The organism is Klebsiella michiganensis (assembly GCF_015139575.1).
Taxonomy (GTDB): domain Bacteria; phylum Pseudomonadota; class Gammaproteobacteria; order Enterobacterales; family Enterobacteriaceae; genus Klebsiella; species Klebsiella michiganensis.
Map to the genome: position 1 here is coordinate 3,516,780 of NZ_AP022547.1, position 20,172 is coordinate 3,536,951.

General features: G+C 57.2%; 24 protein-coding genes. 16 read left to right on the forward strand and 8 right to left on the reverse strand.

Annotation, left to right across the window (positions count from 1 at the left end):
- Nucleotides 1-73 precede the first annotated feature (73 nt).
- Nucleotides 74-520: a DUF441 domain-containing protein gene (locus tag JLG71_RS16510; protein WP_004138309.1), complete on the forward strand. Its 447-nt coding sequence runs from the start codon at nt 74-76 to the stop codon at nt 518-520.
- On the opposite strand, the gene JLG71_RS16515 is transcribed toward JLG71_RS16510, so the two are convergent.
- Entirely contained in the window at nt 504-1,298 is a 795-nt protein-coding gene (locus tag JLG71_RS16515; protein ID WP_171820989.1) for an AraC family transcriptional regulator, read from the reverse strand. The genes JLG71_RS16510 and JLG71_RS16515 overlap by 17 nt on opposite strands.
- A 97-nt stretch (nt 1,299-1,395) precedes the next feature.
- On the opposite strand from JLG71_RS16515, the gene JLG71_RS16520 reads away from it, so the two are divergent.
- Nucleotides 1,396-2,580 (forward strand): CynX/NimT family MFS transporter, encoded by a 1,185-nt coding sequence (locus JLG71_RS16520; protein ID WP_032692759.1) that lies wholly within the window; start codon nt 1,396-1,398, stop codon nt 2,578-2,580.
- 37 nt (nt 2,581-2,617) lie between these two features.
- Here the strand turns inward: JLG71_RS16520 and JLG71_RS16525 are convergent, their stop codons facing one another.
- Entirely contained in the window at nt 2,618-3,310 is a 693-nt protein-coding gene (locus JLG71_RS16525; protein ID WP_032749536.1) for a CTP synthase C-terminal region-related (seleno)protein, read from the reverse strand.
- 162 nt (nt 3,311-3,472) lie between these two features.
- Between JLG71_RS16525 and JLG71_RS16530 the strand changes: the two genes are divergently transcribed.
- Nucleotides 3,473-3,982, forward strand: coding sequence for a DUF523 domain-containing protein (locus JLG71_RS16530; protein WP_148849533.1), 510 nt, complete (start codon nt 3,473-3,475; stop codon nt 3,980-3,982).
- On the forward strand, nt 3,969-4,313 hold the full coding sequence (locus tag JLG71_RS16535) for a DUF488 domain-containing protein (RefSeq protein ID WP_014228940.1): 345 nt from the start codon (nt 3,969-3,971) through the stop codon (nt 4,311-4,313). Before JLG71_RS16530 ends, JLG71_RS16535 begins: the two co-directional genes overlap by 14 nt.
- On the opposite strand, the gene JLG71_RS16540 is transcribed toward JLG71_RS16535, so the two are convergent.
- Nucleotides 4,308-4,547 (reverse strand): putative hemolysin, encoded by a 240-nt coding sequence (locus tag JLG71_RS16540; protein WP_046876548.1) that lies wholly within the window; start codon nt 4,545-4,547, stop codon nt 4,308-4,310. The two genes, JLG71_RS16535 and JLG71_RS16540, sit on opposite strands and share 6 nt — an antisense overlap.
- Before the next feature lie 296 nt (nt 4,548-4,843).
- Between JLG71_RS16540 and JLG71_RS16545 the strand changes: the two genes are divergently transcribed.
- The 4 genes from JLG71_RS16545 (at nt 4,844) to JLG71_RS16560 (ending at nt 6,356) form a co-directional block, all read left to right on the forward strand.
- Nucleotides 4,844-5,857, forward strand: coding sequence for a sensor domain-containing diguanylate cyclase (locus JLG71_RS16545; protein ID WP_025106942.1), 1,014 nt, complete (start codon nt 4,844-4,846; stop codon nt 5,855-5,857).
- Between the two features lie 57 nt (nt 5,858-5,914).
- Entirely contained in the window at nt 5,915-6,016 is a 102-nt protein-coding gene (locus JLG71_RS16550; protein ID WP_004101234.1) for a YoaK family small membrane protein, read from the forward strand.
- Nucleotides 6,016-6,090: a protein YoaJ gene (gene yoaJ / locus JLG71_RS28635; protein ID WP_100248259.1), complete on the forward strand. Its 75-nt coding sequence runs from the start codon at nt 6,016-6,018 to the stop codon at nt 6,088-6,090. Before JLG71_RS16550 ends, yoaJ begins: the two co-directional genes overlap by 1 nt.
- A 140-nt stretch (nt 6,091-6,230) precedes the next feature.
- Entirely contained in the window at nt 6,231-6,356 is a 126-nt protein-coding gene (locus tag JLG71_RS16560; RefSeq protein ID WP_086074258.1) for a hypothetical protein, read from the forward strand.
- 48 nt (nt 6,357-6,404) lie between these two features.
- On the opposite strand, the gene JLG71_RS16565 is transcribed toward JLG71_RS16560, so the two are convergent.
- The 4 genes from JLG71_RS16565 to JLG71_RS16580 all read right to left on the reverse strand — a co-directional run bounded on the left by JLG71_RS16565 (nt 6,405) and on the right by JLG71_RS16580 (nt 9,773).
- A complete protein-coding gene (locus JLG71_RS16565) occupies nt 6,405-6,668 on the reverse strand; it encodes a DUF2534 family protein (RefSeq protein ID WP_004131510.1) in 264 nt (87 codons plus the stop codon).
- A gap of 129 nt (nt 6,669-6,797) precedes the next feature.
- A complete protein-coding gene (gene leuE, locus JLG71_RS16570) occupies nt 6,798-7,436 on the reverse strand; it encodes a leucine efflux protein LeuE (protein ID WP_025106941.1) in 639 nt (212 codons plus the stop codon).
- A 90-nt stretch (nt 7,437-7,526) separates the two neighbouring features.
- Complete coding sequence (gene lpxP / locus JLG71_RS16575) at nt 7,527-8,441, reverse strand: kdo(2)-lipid IV(A) palmitoleoyltransferase (RefSeq protein ID WP_004138325.1); 915 nt, start codon at nt 8,439-8,441, stop codon at nt 7,527-7,529.
- 543 nt (nt 8,442-8,984) lie between these two features.
- Nucleotides 8,985-9,773: a class I SAM-dependent methyltransferase gene (locus tag JLG71_RS16580; RefSeq protein WP_134897957.1), complete on the reverse strand. Its 789-nt coding sequence runs from the start codon at nt 9,771-9,773 to the stop codon at nt 8,985-8,987.
- A 259-nt stretch (nt 9,774-10,032) separates the two neighbouring features.
- Here JLG71_RS16580 and fecI point away from each other — a divergent pair, with 259 nt between their 5' ends.
- From fecI to fecE, 7 genes are all read left to right on the forward strand, one after another.
- A complete protein-coding gene (gene fecI / locus JLG71_RS16585; protein WP_134896766.1) occupies nt 10,033-10,554 on the forward strand; it encodes a ferric citrate uptake sigma factor FecI in 522 nt (173 codons plus the stop codon).
- On the forward strand, nt 10,551-11,498 hold the full coding sequence (gene fecR / locus JLG71_RS16590) for a ferric citrate uptake sigma factor regulator FecR (protein WP_025106939.1): 948 nt from the start codon (nt 10,551-10,553) through the stop codon (nt 11,496-11,498). Before fecI ends, fecR begins: the two co-directional genes overlap by 4 nt.
- Before the next feature lie 98 nt (nt 11,499-11,596).
- Entirely contained in the window at nt 11,597-13,933 is a 2,337-nt protein-coding gene (fecA, locus tag JLG71_RS16595) for a TonB-dependent Fe(3+) dicitrate receptor FecA (RefSeq protein WP_148851351.1), read from the forward strand.
- 58 nt (nt 13,934-13,991) lie between these two features.
- Nucleotides 13,992-14,894 carry a Fe(3+) dicitrate ABC transporter substrate-binding protein FecB gene (locus JLG71_RS16600; protein ID WP_014838166.1) on the forward strand — a complete coding sequence of 301 codons (903 nt, stop codon included), beginning with the start codon at nt 13,992-13,994 and terminating at the stop codon, nt 14,892-14,894.
- On the forward strand, nt 14,891-15,889 hold the full coding sequence (gene fecC / locus JLG71_RS16605; RefSeq protein ID WP_014228931.1) for an iron-dicitrate ABC transporter permease FecC: 999 nt from the start codon (nt 14,891-14,893) through the stop codon (nt 15,887-15,889). The genes JLG71_RS16600 and fecC overlap by 4 nt, the downstream gene beginning before the upstream one ends.
- Entirely contained in the window at nt 15,886-16,839 is a 954-nt protein-coding gene (fecD, locus tag JLG71_RS16610; RefSeq protein ID WP_116280997.1) for a Fe(3+) dicitrate ABC transporter permease subunit FecD, read from the forward strand. Before fecC ends, fecD begins: the two co-directional genes overlap by 4 nt.
- Nucleotides 16,840-17,607, forward strand: coding sequence for a Fe(3+) dicitrate ABC transporter ATP-binding protein FecE (fecE, locus tag JLG71_RS16615; RefSeq protein ID WP_080528718.1), 768 nt, complete (start codon nt 16,840-16,842; stop codon nt 17,605-17,607).
- 36 nt (nt 17,608-17,643) lie between these two features.
- Here fecE and fraE read toward each other — a convergent pair whose 3' ends face one another.
- On the reverse strand, nt 17,644-18,687 hold the full coding sequence (fraE, locus tag JLG71_RS16620; RefSeq protein WP_009653379.1) for a fructose-asparagine asparaginase: 1,044 nt from the start codon (nt 18,685-18,687) through the stop codon (nt 17,644-17,646).
- Between the two features lie 279 nt (nt 18,688-18,966).
- Between fraE and JLG71_RS16625 the strand changes: the two genes are divergently transcribed.
- On the forward strand, nt 18,967-20,157 hold the full coding sequence (locus JLG71_RS16625) for an HD-GYP domain-containing protein (protein ID WP_014228927.1): 1,191 nt from the start codon (nt 18,967-18,969) through the stop codon (nt 20,155-20,157).
- The last annotated feature ends 15 nt before the right edge of the window (nt 20,158-20,172 follow it).

Genomic DNA, 20,172 nt, shown 5'->3' on the forward strand with positions numbered 1-20,172 from the left:
CCTGTTTACTTACGCGATTATGCGTAGAGTAAACGGGCTGTTCTTTTTTATATTCTGGCAAGGACCTCTGCACATGCTCGACACCACCCTGTTAATACTGCTGGGCCTGGCGGCGCTCGGCTTTATTAGCCATAACACCACCGTAGCTATTTCAATCCTGGTATTAATTATCGTCCGCGTCACCCCGCTCAACGCCTTCTTTCCGTGGATTGAAAAGCAAGGGCTGACCATCGGTATTATTATTCTCACCATCGGCGTGATGGCGCCCATTGCCAGCGGCACGCTACCGCCCTCTACGCTGCTGCACTCCTTCGTGAACTGGAAATCGTTGCTGGCGATTGCCGTGGGGGTTTTTGTTTCCTGGCTCGGCGGGCGCGGCGTGGCGCTGATGGGCTCGCAGCCGCAGCTGGTAGCCGGACTGCTGGTCGGCACCGTGCTCGGCGTCGCCCTCTTCCGCGGCGTCCCGGTCGGCCCGCTGATCGCCGCCGGGATCATTTCGCTGTTTATTGGGAAGTCGTAGCCAGGCTGGCAAGATAGCGCCCCGGGGTTTGCCCGAGGCCCTTTTTAAACATGGTAATAAAGGCGGTGGTCGAGTCATAGCCCAGGCTCTGCGCCGTCTGCTGTACCGTCTGCCCGCGGATCAGCATCTGCAGGGAGAGGATCAGCTGCAGCTGATGTCGCCAGCGGCGAAAGCTTAAGCCCGTCTCACGCACCACCAGCCGCGCCAGATTGCGTTCGCTCATGGCAAACTCCGCCGCCCACTGCGCCAGCGTTTGCCAGCGGGCCGGGTCGACGGCCATCGTGTCCACCATCTGACGAATTTTTGGATGCCCGGAGACCGGGAGCTGCAGGTGCTCCTGCGGCTGCTGCGGGAGTTCATCGAACAGCACCTGCACCAGGCGGTTCATTGCCGGTTTAGCGAGTTCGGCCCTGCCGCGCTCGGCCATAACGAGGATAAGCTCGCGCACCAGCGGCGAAATCTTTAGCGTGCAGCAGAAATCCGGCATCGGCGCCGCGTGGGGTTCAATAAATAAAAAGCAGACCTGCGCCTCCGGCGTCGCGCGATTGCTGTGCGGCACCTGTCCCGGTACCCACACCGCGTACTGCGGGGGCACCATCCACATCGCGTTCTCCACTTCGCAGGTCAGCGCCCCGTGTAGCGCCAGGATGAGCTGACCTTTACGGTGATGATGGCGCGGAATGTACTGCTCGTCCGCGACCACCTGAATACGAAAAGCCGCCGCCGCTTCGTGGCCGCTGTCCGGGTCGTAGCCGTCCAGGCCGAGTCCGATCATGATATTGTCCGATTTTAGCGATAATCTGTCATTTTAGCTTGATTTAAACAGGCGGCAAACAGGCTATGGTAAGCGCCACGTATTCTTGTTAGAGATAGCCATGAATTCTGTTTCACCTTCTGCCGGCCGCCGTAATCTGCTATTGATTGCCGGTATTCTGCTTATCGCCACCACCTTGCGGGTCACCTTTACCGGCGCCGCGCCGCTACTTGATGCCATTCGCAGCGAATATGGCCTCACCACCGCGCAAACCGGTCTGTTAACCACCCTGCCGCTGCTGGCCTTTGGCCTGGTCTCGCCGCTGGCGGCGGGTGTCGCCCGCCGATTCGGCATTGAACGTAGTCTGCTGCTGGCGATGATCCTGATTTGCCTCGGCGTGGGTCTGCGCTCCCTGCCCTTCGTCTCGCTGCTGTTTATCGGAACCGCGATTATCGGCTGCGGCATCGCCCTGGGAAACGTTCTGCTGCCCGGACTGATCAAACGTGACTTCTCGCAGCACGTCGCCAAAATGACCGGCGCTTACTCTCTCACCATGGGGGGCGCGGCGGCGCTGGGTTCGGCAATGGTCGTTCCGCTGGCGCTCGCCGGACTGGGCTGGCGCGGCGCGCTGTTGATGCTGATGGCATTTCCGCTGCTGGCGCTGTTTATCTGGCTACCGCAGGCGCGCAGGCAAGTCACCGCGCCGCTGACGGGGTCGGGTGCCATCCACAACCGCGGGATCTGGCGCTCGGCGCTGGCCTGGCAGGTGACGCTGTTTCTCGGGATTAACTCGCTGGTCTACTACGTCATCATCGGCTGGCTGCCCGCCATTTTGCAAAGCATAGGCTACAGCGAAGCGCAGGCGGGCTCCCTGCACGGGTTGCTCCAGCTCGCCACCGCGGCGCCGGGGCTGGCGATCCCGTTAATACTGCATCGGTTGAAAGATCAGCGCGGCATTGCGGTGCTGGTCGCCCTGATGTGCGCAGTCAGCGCGCTCGGTTTATGGTTTTTACCCGCTCAGGCGGTGCTGTGGACGCTTATCTTTGGCTTCGGTTCCGGCGCGACCATGATTCTGGGATTGACCTTTATCGGGCTGCGCGCCAGCTCGGCGCATCAGGCCGCCGCGCTGTCGGGAATGGCGCAGGCGGTGGGCTATCTGCTGGCCGCCTGCGGACCGCCGGTGATGGGAAAAATTCATGATGCCAACGGCGACTGGCATATCCCGCTGATCGCCGTGGCGCTGATTTCCGTTGCGATGGCGGTATTTGGCGCGCTGGCCGGTCGCGATCGGGAGATCAACGGCTAGCGATATCGACGCCCGGCAACCGCCGCCGGGCGCTCGCTCACTGACTTGCCGCGCGTAAAAACGCGTGAACCAGCGGCGCAGGTCTGCCTTCCAGCGCATTGCGCTCGTGCTGAAATAGCGTGGCGACGAAGAACGGATGCGTCACCAGTTCTACCGCCCGAATCTCACCGTCATCATCCCAGCCCGTAACCCGCAGGTCGCCCTGCTCCAGCTCGCGGGCAAAATCGTCGGCAATCCCGTAGCTGCAGTGGTAACCCTCTTCAATACTGTCGCGGCCATAGGCGCGAGAGATCAGCGTATTGGCCCGCAGTTCAATGTTGTCCGACTTTTCTACCAGCGAGCAGCTAAGCGGCGCGATAACCATCCGGCCTTCGGTATCGGTTTCCGCATGTGCGGCATCCCGCCAGCCCATAACGTTGCGCGCGTATTCGATAATCGCGTGCTGGAATCCTCCGCAGGTGCCAAGGAACGGAATGCTGTTTTCCCGCGCGTGGCGTATAGCGATAAACGCGCCTTCGGCGTTTTTATAGGGGCTGGCGGGAACCACCCAGATAGCATCGTAATCAGCGAGATCGTCAGCGGACTTTATTTCGCTGGTGGCCAGCCAGTCATAACGCAGCGGCAGCTCCAGTACGGCGGCGGCATCATCAATTGCCAGGGGAATCGCTTTATGGGCAACTACATCAGGGTTGTAATCACCAACCAGGGCAATACGCAGGGGGGAGTTCATAGCAGGATCCTTATGTCAGAGCGAATATCAGGCAACACAAGGAGCCTCAGGTTAGCGATCTCAACGGCAGAACACAATCCTTATTTTGTCCGCTTCTGAACGCGAGTAATTTAGCCTGACTGGCGCTATGGTATAGGGCAGACAAATCGCTATGGATGAATGATGAAGGACAAAATTTTGGTTAGCGCCTGCCTGATGGGCTTTCAGGTTCGCTATAACGGCAGCCACAAAGCCCGGCTGACTAACGCGCTGTCTCGCTGGCAGAGCGAGGGGCGGCTGGTCACCCACTGCCCGGAGCTGGCTGCCGGATTGCCCATCCCCAGGCTACCGGCGGAAATCCTTGGCGCGCAGGGAGCGGATGTCATGCAAAACCGTGCGAAAATTGTTGAAAGTGACGGCCAGGACGTCACTGCGCGCTATCAGCTGGCCGCCTGGCTGGCGCTAAAAGCAGCGCAGGAGGAAGGCTGTACCGCAGCATTGTTCACCGACGGCAGCCCAACCTGCGGCAGTCAGTTTATCTATGATGGTACCTTTAACGGACAGCGCAAACCCGGCGCTGGCGTTGCCGCCGCCCTGCTTCGCGAATACGGGATAACGGTATTTTCCGAGCAGCAGTTGCCGCAGCTGCTTGCCTGGATGGAACAGAGGGAGAGTGACGATGATTCAATGTAAACGGGTTTATGACCCGCAGGAAGCGAGCGACGGCTACCGGATACTGGTAGACCGCCTGTGGCCGCGCGGAATAAAAAAAGAGGCCCTGAATTACGATGAGTGGTGCAAAATCCTGGCGCCATCGACTGATTTGCGTAAGGCTTTTCACGGCGAGACGCTTGATTTTGCTCACTTTAGCCAGCGCTATCGCCAGGAGCTGGAAGCCCACCGCGATGAAGGCGAGCGCCTGGCCGCGCTTGCCAGGCAGCAGCCGCTGACGCTGCTCTACGCGGCGAAAAACACCCGGCAAAACCATGCCCAGGTGCTGGCTGACTGGCTGAAAGCGCTATGACTTAGCCGGATGATCGCGGCGCCAGAGCGCCCATTCATCTAACGTTTCACCACTGGGTAGCTTGCACTCGGTGCGCACGCCCTGCGGGCTTTGGACAGGAACCTGTTTCCCTCCCAGCTGCTGGCAGTATACCGAAGCCGGGTTAGCCATCCCTATCGGGTGTGCTTGCTGTGCCGGCTGAGTCTGCGCGCATCCGGCAAGCGCCAGAGGCAGCATGACTATCATCCCCTTCATTTCCCCTCCTTAATCGATTAAAACGGTCTTTCACCCTGAATCTCCACGGTTTCTCCATTTTAGCTGCACTTTTGCATCGTAGAGTAGCCCTGTTCTCGAATTGACCAGAGAACAGATCATTCCATAATCAATGAGTTTTCCCCGTCGCCCCCGACGGGGCTTTTTTTCCCGCCGCGGATGCAGGTATTCTCCCCCCAGATGTGTTAAATTTTGTGTATCTCTGTTAATTCTGCGCTGATTGTTTTTTAGCATCATTTGCTGGTAGTGACGATTAGCATTCGGGAGCCGTATTTCTCATGTCCGATTTTATTCTCGCTCGCGTGTCGCAAACGCTCGCTAATGAACACTCCCTCGAAACCCTGGTGCGACAGCTGCTTGAGATGCTGGAGCTGGTTACCCGAATGGAATCTACCTACCTGACTCGTATCGACTTCGACGCGCAGCGCCAGCATATTATGTACGCGCACAACAGCAGCGAAATGCAGATCCCCGAAGGGTTCTCCGTCCCGTGGAACGACTCGCTGTGCAAACGCGCGCTGGACGACCGCTGCATTTTTAGCAACGATGTTGCCGAGCGCTGGCGTTCGTGTCTCGCCGCCCAGGATTTGGGGATCGCCACCTTTTTCAGCATTCCCGTGCGCCTGACCGACGGCTCATTATTCGGCACGCTGTGCGCCACCAGCCGGGCAAGACAGCCCTATAACATTGAGGGTGAGCAGGTGATGAATCTGTTTGCCAACCTCATCTCCCATTACGTTGAGAAAGAGACGCTGGTACAGCAGCTTCGGGCGGCTAACGTCGCGCTGGAGATGCATTCGTATACCGACGAGCTTACGGGTTTGCCGAATCGCCGCTCGCTGTTTAAGCATCTTGCCGCACAGTTTTCGCAGGCCCGGGAACAGCAGCGCAGCGTGCTGCTGATTTTTATCGATCTCGATGATTTCAAAGCAATCAACGATCGATTCGGCCACCCGTGCGGCGACAGCTTTTTGATTCAGATCGGAGAACGCCTGGCCGCACGCGTGCGCAGCGGCGATATTGTAGGTCGTCTCGGCGGCGATGAGTTTTTAATTGTCGGTCCGGGTCCCGATTCAGCCGACCAGCAGGAGTATATCGCCGCGTTACGTCAAGCGCTGGCGGGGATCTATTTCCTTGGCGAACACCGGATTAACTACCCCGGCGCCAGTTTTGGGGTGATTGAAGCCGACCCCTGGCAGATCGACGTTGAACTGGCGCTGCGCGCCGCAGATGAGGCGATGTATCAGGATAAGCAGTCTCGCCGTCAGGGGCGTTTTTTTCATATTGACTAATCTACGGTGAAATCCCGTATCATAGTCGACACGACTCGCACTTACAGGGGCTCAATAATGAGACTGGGTATTCTATTTCCGGTGGCTATTTTTATCGTCGCCGTGGTTTTTCTGGGCTGGTTTTTTGTCGGCGGCTATGCGGCACCAGGCGGAGCGTAATGAAAAAAAGCACCATAATTATGCTTATTGTCGCCATCGTCGCCGTGGCGGGTACGCAATTGGGCTGGTGGTAAATCCAGGATTATTCGCGCGTCTTTTCGGCAAGGATTGCAGAGTTATCTCATCTACTCAATAAGTTAAAAGCATACACTCACCTCATCAGCCGATGCCGCATGCCCGTTTTTGCGCACGGATTTAACTGGAGAAGTGAGAAATGAAAAAACCGATCGTGTTGCCGTTGATTCTCGCGCTTTGCACGCTGTTATCGGGATGTATTGTCGACCCAGGCTATCACCATCAACACCGCCACCATCATCATGACGACAGAGACTGGCGATAGCCGTGGAAACATAATAAGGCGAACTTCGGTTCGCCTTATTGCATGAAATTAGTCCCGGCGGTCGGAACCTAAAAAGAGGAAACCCAGCGGGATGGAAAACAGCAGCGTAAACACAATGCTGTAAACCGTGACCATTGCCCCCTGCAGGAAGAACATTGACGTCGTCCATTCTGAATACGGCATATTGTATTCACTCACCACGCCGCCAAAGGTGGCGCGCCCAACCACGATAAGCGCGATGGCAAAGATCGCCGCGATCGACAAAAAGAACTTCTTGCTGTTTTTATTGCTGGTGAGTTTCTGCAGAATCATCCGGGTTCCCTTTTTTCTGAGCGATAATCGGCTGTATATGTAACACCAATGCAATCAAAATTGAAGGGATTTTGTTACGAGGCAGTGACAGTCACTATAGGGCCGGTCCCGCGTACCGGCCCCCAACGATTACGACTGGAGCGTCGCCAGACGGGCGGCAAAACCGACAAACACAAGGCCTATCAGACTGTTGCCGATTTTCGCCAGCTTCTTTTTCGTCTTCACGTAACGCGTAACGAAAGAGCCGGAGAGGATCAAAAAGCTCATATAGATGAAGCTGATTATCTCCAGGGTCAGCGCCAGAATAAAGAACGCCAGCCCGGGCGTTTTGGCGCTGACGTCAATAAACTGCACGAAGAATGAGACATAAAAAAGAATCGCTTTTGGATTCGTCAGGCTAAGGGTCAGCGAACGTTTGAGAATCGCGCTGCCCGGCTCGGAATCAGCAGACGAATGACCATCACGCTGGGTTAACACCGCGTAGAGCATCTTGCCGCCCATCCACAGCAGATAAATCGCCCCCAGGTAACGCACGATATTGAACAGCACCGGCGTAGTCTTGATGAGCGTCGCGACGCCGGCAAAAGCCAGAAACATCAGCACCGCATCGCCAATAAACACGCCTGCCGCCGCCAGATACCCTTTTTTAACGCCGTGGGCGATGCCGGTCTTGAGGACAAAAAAGGTATTCGGGCCGGGAACCAGGATGATAAAGATAGCGCCGACCAGATAGGTCAGGTAATTCAATACACCAAACTCAGCGAACACAACGCACTCCTTCGCTTACAACAAAAAATATGATCCCGCGCACGTTAACGCAACCGGGACCATTTTGAAAGCGCCGCGAGTGCGGAGGGCTTAATAGAGCGAAGTTTCGCCCAGCGGACGGGTTTTAAAGCGGCGGTGAACCCACAGGTATTGCTCCGGCGCGCGCAGGATCTCTTTCTCAATAACCTTGTTGATATAGCTTGCCGCATCCTGTTTATCTTCGCCAGGATAGTCGCTCATGACGTCGCTGATGTGCAGGCTATAACCTCTGCGGTCCGCTTTACGCACCATGCTGATGGTGAGCATTTTCGCGCCCGACAAACGAGAGAGTACGTAGGTACCGTTGGTCGTTGCTGCCTGCTGTACCGAGAAGAACGGAGCAAATACGCTCCCCTTCGGGCCGTAGTCCTGATCCGGCGCAAACCACACCGCTTCACCCGACTTTAAGGCATGTACCAGACCGGATAAATTACGACGGTCAATCATCGCCTTGTTCGAGCGCAAACGACCGCGCGTCTGCACCCACTCCATTAACGGGCTATTATGCGGACGGTAGGTCGCCATCATCGGACGACACAGCCCCATCGTACGGCCACCCAGTTCAAGCGACATAAAGTGGACGCCAACGACCATCACGCCTTTTTGTTCGCTCAGAGCATTATTGAGATTGACCATACCTTCCACGTCAAACCATTTCTTAACGCGCTCATCGCTCCAGAACCATGCCATCCCTGTTTCAATCAGACCCATCCCTAGCGACATGAAGTTCTGTTCGATAAGCTTTTCGCGCGCCGCGGGCGACATGGTGGGAAAGCAAAGTTCGAGATTGCGTCTGGCGATATGCTCACGGCGTTTCAGGAAGCGCCGGGATGCGCGACCGGCGCTGGTACCGATAAGATGCAAGACGGGATAAGGAAGCTGGACGATGAGCCAGAGCACGCCCAGGCCAAACCAGGTCCCCCAATTACGGGGATGAAGAAGTTTTTTATTAAAAGCGTAAGACATGTTTTTTCCTGTAAACATTAGAACATGAGGTAACGCTTAAGGAAAAAACGAGTCCCTTCATCTGTCATTAGGCGGTACGTGTAGCAGTTCAGACAATAATAATCCTGGTAAATTCACTCCGGCAAGTAAAAAAAGAGGCCAACAGAAAAAAACACAATACCAGCACACCTGTAACAAAATGTAAATAAAAAAGTGAATAATAAACCTCAAATATCCACCGCAAGAATGATTAACGCGCTAATCATTCAACATAAAGTATGCGTCTTTTCCAACCAGAACGTCGCCGTGGTAACCCGCAGGCCGCAGCTGAAGCCGCGTCGAGGTACGGCTGCATCCAGATGAGGTCGGGGTAGCCTCTGCTTTCTGTTATCCTTTTCACAACGTTTGCGGACAGGCTATTCCTTTATCTTCCATAAGCCTCACTGACATAAAATAGCAATATTAAAAATGAGTGTCAGAGAAATGACTAAAATAAGAATCAGCTTATTTTACTTTCCTGACAATAATTAATATTTATCGACAATTATCCATATCGCCGGTGGGTTATTTCAGACTTTTTACCTCCGTTGCTTTAACAGAACAGCAGGCAATAAAGTTCAAATGCCTTTTATGACGTTGAAAAAAACGCAACATAGATAAAAATCTCGGACGATTCTCGCGCTTCAACAAACCATTGCCGACAATTTTTAGCGCCTGTTTAAAACCTTCATCTTTCATCAACCCTCGCGGCGACATCAGCGACATCGGTCCATGATGAATGCTTACGGCATCAAAGCCGGTCCGTTGGAAAAGCGTCTGCCAGGCGGCGGCGCTCAGCGGGCTGACGTGGGATTTCACCACCCCCTGCAGCTGCCGCCGGGCGTCCTCTCCCAGCGCATCCTGCGTATACATGATATCGTGCGTCAGCAAACGACCGCCGGGCTTAAGAACGCGAAAATATTCCGCCACCAGTTTCTCTTTGGCTTTATCCGCATACATGGTGAGCATCGCTTCATTTATCACCATATCAAACGTTGCATCGGCAAATAGCAGCCGAGCGGCATTCGCCTCCATCACTATCACCCGATGATCCACACCTTCGCGAACGATATTTTGCCGGGCTTTCGCCAGCGCGTCTTTATCCATATCGATGGCGTAAACGCTGCAGCGAAAACGCTGCGCCAGCTCAATAGAGGTTGTCCCCATATTACAGGCTACCTCCAGAACTTTACTGTCGGCGGTAAAACCCGCCTGCTGAAATAGCCACTCTGTGGCTTCAATGCCGCCGGGGCGTAAGCGGGTTTTCCCCAGGCTTGCCAAAAACGTATGTCCGGCTTTTTCGCTTGCGTTCATTTGACTTTCCTCACTCTTCATAAAATGCATTATAAATACAACATTAAGGTTAAGGAGGGAATAATGATAATGAATTTTATTTGCATTAAGCAGAAAGGGAAAGAAATGATGCAATGAGGGGAAAAATCTATTCAATATTTAACAATCACTTATCGTTACTATGGGTCTGTATGGCCCTTATCCCTGCCACGCTTTATTGAAATGATAACCATTCTCATATTAACATATGCCGTATTGATCAACTCTCCTGAACCTGGCTATGTCACCTTCTTCCGCCATCGCCTCTCCGCTGACGCTTGCCTCGCTCTATAGCGACCATCATGGCTGGCTGAAAAAATGGCTTACCCATAAGCTGCAATCCGCTTATGACGCCGACGACGTAGCGCAGGACACCTTTGTCCGAATTATGGCCGGCGAGTCGCTGTTGACGATTCGCGATCCAAAATCTTTTCTCTGCACGATTGCTAAACGGGTGATGATCGACCTGTTCCGCCGCAACGCCCTGGAGCGCGCCTGGCTCGACATGCTCTCTCAGCTACCGCCAGAGCTCTCTCCCTCACCGGAGCTACGGCAGAGCCAGCTCGAACTGTTACAGCAGATCGATGCCATGCTGGACGGGCTTAACGCAAAAGCCCGGGAAGCGTTTTTGCTCTCGCAGCTTGAAGGGCTGACCTACGCCGATATCGCCAGCCGCCTGGCGGTTTCCGTCAGTTCGGTTAAGAAATATATCGCGAAAGCCACCGAGCACTGCCTGCTTTTCCGTCTGGAGAATAGCCTGTGAAACCGACGCTAAGCGAATCCCGTCGTCAGGCGCTGCGTTCCGCCTCGCACTGGTACGCGGTCCTCAGCGATGGGCGCGTCAGTCCGCAGCAGGAGGCCCGCTGGCAGCAGTGGTATGAGCAAAACAACGAAAATCAGTGGGCGTGGCAGCAGGTAGAAAACCTGCGTCAGCAGATGGGGCAACTGCCGGGCGGGCTGGCCAGCCGTGCTCTTCACGATAGCCGTCTGGCGCGTCGCCACGTGCTGAAAGGGCTGATGCTTTTGCTGGCGGCCGGAGGTAGCTGGCGGCTCTGGGAGTCCGAGCTGGCGGAGGGCCTCCGCGCCGACTACCGGACGGCGAAAGGGATACCGCGCCCGCAGCGGCTTGCCGACGGTTCGCTGCTGACGCTGAATAGCGAAAGTGCCGCCGACGTCCGTTTTGACGCGCGGCAGCGCATGGTTCATTTACGCTACGGCGAAATCGCCATCAGGACCGCTCACGACAGCCGGCAGCGGCCTTTCCGGGTGCAAACGCGGGAAGGCACTCTCACCGCACTCGGGACCGAATTCACCGTCCGTCAGTTTGCCGGCGGCACCCGGCTGGCGGTACAGCAGCATGCCGTAGAAGTGGTTTTACCGTCCGGCAGCGCCCAACGCGTTAACGCCGGGGAAAGCCTGTGGTTTACCCGCGATCGCTTCGCCGCCCTGGTTAAGCTCAACGGCGGCGAGGATAGCTGGATCCGGGGCGTGCTGACCTTCCACGACGCCCCGCTGAGCGAAGTGGTCGAAACCCTCGCCCGCTATCGCTCCGGGGTGCTGCGCTGCGATCCCGCCGTGGCCGATTTACGCCTGAGCGGCACCTTTCCGCTGGGCGACCCTGATGCCATTCTGCAGGTTATCGCGCAAACGCTGCCGATTACATTGCGGTCTGTCACCCGCTACTGGGTCACGCTCGTTCCGGCCTGAGAAAAAAAATCGAAAAAATTCTCATTCTCTATTGTCCCTTTTCCCCTGCTCGTTCGACTTATCTGATGAATATAACCAAAAACGATGGTGGAGAAGAGATGACGCCTTTACGCGTTTTACGCAAACCGATGCCTCTGGTGATGGCAATCCGTTTAAGCCTGCTGCCGCTAGCGGGGCTGGCTGCCGCGCCGGTATTCGCCGCCGCGCAGTATGATATTGCCGCCGGGGAGTTAGATCACGCCCTGAACCAATATGCCGCCCGCAGCGGTATCACGCTTTCCGCCGACGCCAGCCTGACGCGCGGCAAGCATAGTCCGGGCCTGCACGGCAGCTTTGAAACCGAAGAGGGTTTACGCAGGCTGCTGAACGGCAGCGGATTACGGCTCAAGCCGCTGGGCAAGAACGTCTGGACCCTGGAGCTGGAGCCCGCGTCCGTCAGTGCAGAATCCACCCTCACCGTCGTCGGGGACTGGCTTGGCGACGCGCGCGCAAACGATGTCTTTGAGCACGCCGGCGCCCGCGACGTGATCCGTCGGGAGGATTTCGCCAAAACCGGCGCCGCCACGATGCGCGAAGTGCTGAACCGGATCCCCGGCGTCAACGCGCCGGAAAATACCGGCACCGGCAGTCACGACCTGGCGATGAACTTCGGTATTCGTGGCCTCAACCCGCGGCTTGCCAGCCGTTCCACGGTGCTGATGGACGGTATCCCGGTTCCCTTTGCCCCCTACGGCCAGCCGCAGCTTTCGCTGGCGCCGGTCTCGCTCGGCAATATGGACGCCATCGATGTCGTGCGCGGCGGCGGCGCGGTGCGCTACGGGCCGCAGAGCGTCGGCGGCGTGGTGAACTTCGTCACCCGCGCCATCCCCGAGGATTTTGGCATTCAGGGCGGCATTGAAGGGCAGCTCAGCCCCACCTCTTCGCAAAACAACCCGAAAGAGACGCATAACCTCGCGATCGGCGGCACGGCGGACAACGGTTTCGGATCCGCCCTGCTTTACTCCGGCACCCGGGGCAGCGACTGGCGCGAACACAGCGCCACGCGGATTGATGATGTGATGCTGAAAAGCAAATACGCGCCCAACGAAGTCCATACCTTTAACAGCCTGCTGCAATACTATGACGGCGAAGCCGATATGCCCGGCGGCCTCTCCCGCGCCGACTACAACGCCGACCGCTGGCAGTCCACGCGTCCTTATGACCGCTTTTGGGGGCGCCGCCAGCTCGCCAGCCTCGGCTACCAGTACCAGCCGGATGCGCAGCATAAATTTAATATTCAGGGGTTCTATACCCATACCCTGCGCAGCGGCTACCTGGAACAGGGTAAGCGCATTACCCTCTCCCCGCGCGAATATTGGGTCCGCGGCATCGAGCCGCGCTACAGCCAAAGCTTTATGATCGGCCCATCCGCCCACGAAGTCGGCGTCGGCTATCGCTACGTCAACGAATCGACCCACGAGATGCGTTACTACACCGCGACCACCAGCGGCGAGCTGCCCAGCACCGCCAGTCCGTACGATCGCGATACCCGTTCCGGCACCGAAGCCCACGCCTGGTATATCGACGATCGCGTGGATATCGGCAACTGGACGATTACGCCAGGTATGCGCTTTGAGCACATTGAGTCTTATCAGGACAATAATCTGCTGGGCACCCGCGAACGGGTCAGCTATAACGCCCCGCTCCCGGCGCTGAATGTTCTTTATCACCTCACCGACAGCTGGAATCTTTATGCCAACACAGAAGGCTCATTCGGCACCGTACAGTACAGCCAGATTGGCAAGGCTGTGCAAAGCGGCAATGTGGAACCGGAAAAAGCGCGAACCTGGGAAGTCGGCACCCGCTACGATGACGGCGCGCTGACCGCAGAGATGGGGCTGTTCCTGATTAACTTCAACAATCAGTACGATTCCAACCAGACCAATGACACGGTCACCGCCCGCGGTAAAACCCGTCATAGCGGCCTGGAAGCGCAAACCCGTTACGCCCTCGGCGAGCTTTCACCCGCGCTTGATAATCTCTCTGTCTACGCCAGCTATGCGTACGTCAATGCTGAAATTCGCGAGAAAGGCGATACCTACGGTAACCAGGTTCCCTTCTCGCCGAAGCACAAAGGCACCTTTGGCGTCGATTACAAGCCCGGCAGCTGGACGTTTAACTTCAACGGCGACTTCCAGTCGAGCCAGTTTGCCGATAACGCCAATACCGTTGCCGAAAGCGCCGATGGCAGCACCGGCCGCATTCCCGGCTATATGCTGTGGGGCGCTCGCGTGGCCTATGACTTTGGCCCGCAGATGGCCAATCTCAACCTCGCGCTGGGGGTGAAAAACATCTTCGACCATGCGTATTACACCCGCTCGTACGACGATAACAACAAAGGGCTTTACGCCGGTCAGCCGCGCACGCTGTACCTGCAAGGATCAATGAAGTTCTGATGATAGAGCGTTGCCGGACAGCGCTATTCGCGCCCTGTCCGGCAAGCTGGAGTGAATAATGTTTAGCCTTGTTCGTCTGTGTATTTTCAGCCTGCTGTTTCTGGCGGGCCCGCTCTTTGCCGCCACCGTACAGGATGAGCGCGGTCGCTTTACGCTTGATAAAACGCCGCAGCGCATCGTCGTGCTTGAACTCTCCTTTGTCGACGCGCTGGCGGCGGTTGACGTTAGCCCGACAGGCGTGGCCGATGACAACGATCCGTCGCGTATTCTGGCGGACGTACGCGCACGTCTGAAGCCCTGGCAGTCGGTGGGCACCCGCGCCCAGCCTTCACTGGAGGCCATCAGCGCGCTGCATCCCGATCTGATCGTCGCCGATAGCAGTCGCCATGCCGGAATTTACGCCGCCCTGAGGCAAATTGCCCCGGTGCTGCTGTTGAAATCGCGCAATGAAACCTGGGAGGAGAACCTGCAGTCAGCGGCGATTATCGGCAAAGTAGTGGGTAAGGATAAGGAGATGCAGCAACGTCTGGCGCTGCATCGGCAAAAAATGGCGGCGTTTTCCCGACAGCTGCCGGCTGGCGCCAGCGTGCTGTTTGGCACCTCTCGCGAACAGCAGTTTAATCTTCACTCAACGCAAACTTATACCGGCAGCGTGCTGACGGCGCTTGGCCTGAAGGTTCCGCCGCCGATCGGCGGCGCGCCGATGGCGGCGATAAATTTCGAACAGCTGCTGGCCCTGAATCCGCAATGGCTGCTGGTCGCCCATTACCGTACTGAAAGTATCGTGAAAAAATGGCAGCAGGACTCCCTGTGGCCAATGCTGCAGGCCGAGCAGAAAGGGCAGGTCGCAGCCGTCGACAGCAACAGCTGGGCGCGGATGCGCGGGATCTTCGCCGCCGAGCGTATTGCCAGCGATATGGTTAAAATTGTCCACCACCGGGCGGTTGATATCACGCCATGAAACCGTTCCGTCGCGCGTTTTTTATCTGGGGATGGCCGCTGCTGGCCCTCAGCGGCCTGTTCTGGCTGAGCCTGTTCTGCTATTCGCCTATCCCGATTTCGCCGCTCAACGCCCTTCACGCCCTGCTGGCGCCTGAGTCTCCTTCGCTTGCGGAGGCGCTGGTGCTTAATCTGCGCCTGCCCCGCAGCCTGGTGGCGGTAATGCTCGGCGCCTCGCTGGCAATGTCGGGGGCGTTATTACAAACGCTTACCCATAATCCGCTGGCATCGCCTTCACTGCTCGGCATTAATAGCGGCGCGGCGCTGGCGATGGCGCTGACCAGCGCATTCAGTCCGGCACCGCTGGCGGGCTTTTCGCTGGCGCTGATTGCCGCCTGCGGCGGCGGAATAAGCTGGCTGCTGGTGATGAGCGCCGGCGGCGGCTGGCGTCAACAGCAGGATCGCCAACGGTTGATCCTCGCCGGTATTGCTCTCTCGGCGCTATGCATGGCGTTGACCAGAATGACCCTGCTGCTGGCGGAAGATCGCGCCTGGGGCATTCTTACCTGGCTTGCGGGCGGCGTTTCCCACGTGCGCTGGGCCGAGTTCTGGCAGCTTTTCCCTTTTGTCGCGCTGATTACCCCCGGCGTATTCCTGCTGGCCAACGCGCTTAATCTGCTCAACGTCAGCGATACCGCCGCCCATTCGCTGGGGGTGAATTTGCCGCGCCTGCGCCTGCTTATCAACGCGGCCGTGTTGCTGCTTACCGGCGCCAGCGTCAGCGTCGCCGGACCGATTGCCTTTGTTGGCCTGCTGGTCCCGCATCTGGCGCGTTTTTGGGCGGGTCACGATCATCGTACTTTTTTGCCGGTCAGCGCCCTGCTGGGCGCCCTGTTTATGCTGCTGGCGGATATGCTCGCCAGAGCGTTGGCCTGGCCGGGTGAACTGCCCGCGGGCGCGGTGCTGGCGCTGGCGGGCGGGCCCTGTTTTGTCTGGCTGGTCAGGAGACGCGGGTGAAACAACGCATCGTGTTTTTATGGCTCGCGCTCACGCTGTTAACCCTGTTCTCGCTGCGGATGGGGGCGATCCCGCTGCCGTGGCGAGCGCTGCTCAGCGGATGGCATACGGACAGCGAGTATCACTACGTCCTTATGCAATATCGCCTGCCGCGCGTGGTGCTGGCGCTGATTATCGGCGCCGCGCTGGCGGTTTCCGGGGCGCTGGTTCAGGGTATTGTGCATAATCCGCTGGCCTCGCCGGACATTCTGGGCATTAACCACGGGGCCAGCCTGACCTCGGTGGCGGCCCTGTGGTTTTTGCCGTCCCTGCCCCTGCCGTGGCTGCCGCTGCTGGCCTTTATCGGCGGAATGGTGGCGATGGTGATACCGCTCGCCCTTGCCGGTTTTTCTCGCCCAATGCGCCTGGCGCTGACCGGAATCGCGCTGTCGGCCTGTTGGGCCAGCGTGACCGACTACCTCTTACTGTCGCGGCCGCAGGAGATCAATAACGCGCTGCTGTGGCTGACCGGAAGCCTGTGGGCCAGAGACGGCGCATTCGTCATCATCGTCCTGCCCCTGCTGGCGATTTTGCTGCCCTTAAGCTTCGCCCTCAGTCGCGATCTCGACCTGCTGGCGCTAGGCCATGAGCGCGCGGGAACGCTCGGCGTCAACGTACGCAGGCTTAACGGCTACGGCTTAACGCTGGCGGTGGCCCTCGCGTCGATTGGCGTCGCGGTCTGCGGTCCTGTCGCCTTTATCAGCCTTGTGGTGCCGCATCTTGTGCGTCGCCTCTTCGGCGGCCGCCATCGCCGTTTATTGCCGCTCTCTGCGCTCACGGGCGGACTGGTTCTGCTGCTCGCCGATCTGCTGGCGCGAACGCTGCATCCGCCGCTTGAACTGCCGGCAGGCGTGCTGACGGCGATTATCGGCGCCCCCTGGTTTATCTGGCTTCTTGTGAGAATGCGTTAAATGGAACTGCGAATAGAAAAGCTAACCGCTGGCTATGGCGGCAAGCGCGTTATCAACAATCTCGATCTGACGCTACCGAGCGGGAAAATTACCGCGCTGCTGGGGCCAAACGGCTGCGGTAAATCAACGCTGCTGAAGTGTTTCTCTCGCCTCCTGACGCCCATCGCCGGCGATGTCTGGCTCAATGATGTCCCCTTAAACCGCCTCTCCGCCCGTCAGCTGGCGCGGCGACTGGCGCTGCTGCCGCAGCAGCATCACGTTCCGGAAGGCGTCACCGTACGCGAGCTGGTCGGCTACGGCCGGAGTCCGTGGCTACCGCTGTGGGGGCGGCTTTCCGCGCAGGATCGACAGCAGGTCGACAGCGCGCTACAACGAACCGGCATCGCTGCGCTGGCGGAACAACCGCTGACCGCCCTTTCCGGCGGCCAGCGGCAGCGGGCTTTTCTGGCGCTGCTGCTGGCGCAGGATACGCCGCTGGTGCTGCTCGATGAGCCAACGACCTGGCTGGATATTCATCATCAGGTGGCGCTGATGACGCTGATGCGCGAGCTGCAGACGATGGGCAAGACCGTGGTCACCGTACTGCACGACCTGAACCAGGCCAGCCGCTACTGCGACCATCTGGTGGTGCTTGAAGGGGGCCGGGTGCAGGCTCAGGGCCTGGCGGAAACGGTACTGACGCCGGAGATGCTGCGGGAGATTTTTCACCTGGAGGCGGAGATTCACCCGGAGCCGGTGTCGCAGCGCCCGATGTGCGTGGTGAAATAACCCGGGTAAGGCGCGCTGCGCCCTACCCGAAGTTGATCAGTAGGTGTGGAAGTACTGCTGGATCACCTGCGGATTTTTCGTTTGCGTCAGCGCCGTCATCAGCAGGATGCGCGCTTTTGCCGGGTTGAGCGAGTCGGCTACCAGCCCAGGCTGGCCGTCATCAACCGGCACCACGCCGCTGCCGGTACGCGAGGCGCGAACCACCACGATACCGGCTTTTTCCGCCTTTTCGATCCCCGCCGCGCTGCGTACGGAGACCGACCCCGCGCCGGTGCCCGCATAGATAATCCCGTCGGCATGGTGCGCGATCGCCGCGTCATACATATATTCAGGGTCATCCTGGTAGCCATAAATAATGACCACTTTCGGTAGCGCGTTAAGATTGCGGACGTCAAAAACCGAACGCACGGTGTGAATTTTATCCACGCGAGTTTCGAACTGCGGTTTGCCGCTCACGATAACGCCCAGATAGCCCTCCTCCGGCGCCTTGAAGGTATCCAGCGTAGTGGCGTTGGTCTTAGTGACAAAACGCGCCGCGCCGATGCGGTCATTAAGCACCACCATCACGCCGCGGCCCTTCGCTTCCGGGTCGGCCGCCACGGTCACCGCTTCCAGCAGATTCATCGGACCGTCGGCGCTGATGGCCGTGGCCGGACGCATTGCCGCCGTGAAAACGACCGGCTTATTGCTTTTTACCGTCAGGTTGAGGAAATAAGGCGTCTCGTCCAGGGTGTCGGTACCATGGGTAATCACTACGCCGTCCACATCATCGCGTGCCAGCAGTTCATTGACGCGCTTTGACAGTTTGAGAATGATGTCGCTGGTCATATTTTCGCTGCCGATATTAGCGACCTGCTCGCCGTCAACGCGTGCGACTTTGCTCATCTCAGGCACGGCATTAATCAGCGTCTGTACGCCAATCGCGCCGGCTTTGTACCCGGTAGTCTGGGTATTGCTGGCCGCTGAACCGGCAATCGTCCCTCCGGTCGCCAGGATTACGATATGCGGCAGACGCGTCTCACTCGAAGCGAAAGCGCTTATCGCCAGTAACGTAATTGCCAGTAATGCTCTAAAATTCATCATGACTCATCCCAAAATAGATATTAAATAAATTCGCGCAGAGAGAATGCAAACGGCTTGCCAGGATTTAATGTATTTTACTCGGTAAAAATGATTAACTATCGGACAAAAAAGGATTTTTACTTCGCCCGGAGCGCTACTTTGGTGCAGGGACGCGCTAAAAATGGGCAGGATAAAAATGCGAAACCCGAATGGACTTATTCAATCTATTTTGTCATGTCGGCATCGCTATCAACGAAATAGAGCAAAACGGTGCGGGTAATGCGATGGAGAAAAACGATGCATAATATCGCCTTAAAATCAGCATTGATGCTTACCACCCGCGTCATACAAATTATTAACCCTGAATTACACCTGCATATGCAACGAACGGCGCTGATCGCGCTGGAGCTTGCGCAGGCGTCAGGGCTCTCGCGTCAGCAGCAGCAGACGATCTTTTGCGCCGCGCTGCTGCACGACATTGGCGTTCTGGGCGATAAACGAGTGTTCTCCTCGCTGAACGCCATCGATAACCTTAACGACCCGCATCAGCACCGGGGAGCAGAAATGCTGGCCGGGTTAGCGACCCTGGCCCCCATCCTGCCGATTATCCGCGATCACCATTTTAGCCCACACCACAAAGGCAGCCTCGAACAGCATATCGTCTATTTCGCCGACGTGTTTGAACGCCTGCTTGCTGGCGATAAGCACGCGACAACCTTTCAAACCGATATGATTATTGGTAAATTTCGCGCGCTTTACCAGGCGATAGATCCGCCGCTATGCCAGACTTTGTGCCAGCTCGCACAAAAAGAGCATTTTTGGCTGCACCTCAATCCCGGACATATTCAGCGAATGCTGGAGATCATCGGCCCTATCAACCATGTTTATATCGATATCGACGGTCTGAAAGATATCTGCCTGTTAATTGCCAAAATTGTCGATACCTACAGCAGCTTCACCGCCAGCCATAGTCTGAAGGTCGGGCGAATTTCGCGCACCCTTGCCGCTTATATGAATCTGCCGGAGATGGAGTGTAAGAAAATTGAGATTGCCGGCTATTTACACGATATTGGCAAAGTACACATTCCGCTGAAAATCCTGGAGAAACAGGGCGAACTGAATGACGAAGAGCTGCTTCAGGTTCGGGAACATAGCTATATGACCGGCGAAATTCTTAGCACCTTCAGCGAACTCGGCGAAATAATTAACTGGGCCGCGAATCATCATGAAAAGCTGGATGGCAGCGGCTATCCGCTTCATCTCAATGAGCATTACCTGCAGCTTCCGGATCGGATTATCGCCATCGCGGATATTTTCACCGCGCTTACCGAAGACCGCCCCTATCGCCCCGGAATGAGCCGTCAGCAAGCGTTACAGCTGATAGAGAGTGATGTTATAAATGGCGCGCTGGATAAAGACGTGTACCGCATTTTGCATCACCATGCCGAAGCGCTGCACGCTATTATTACTCACACGCTACACCCGTAATCACCGTTTTTTTTC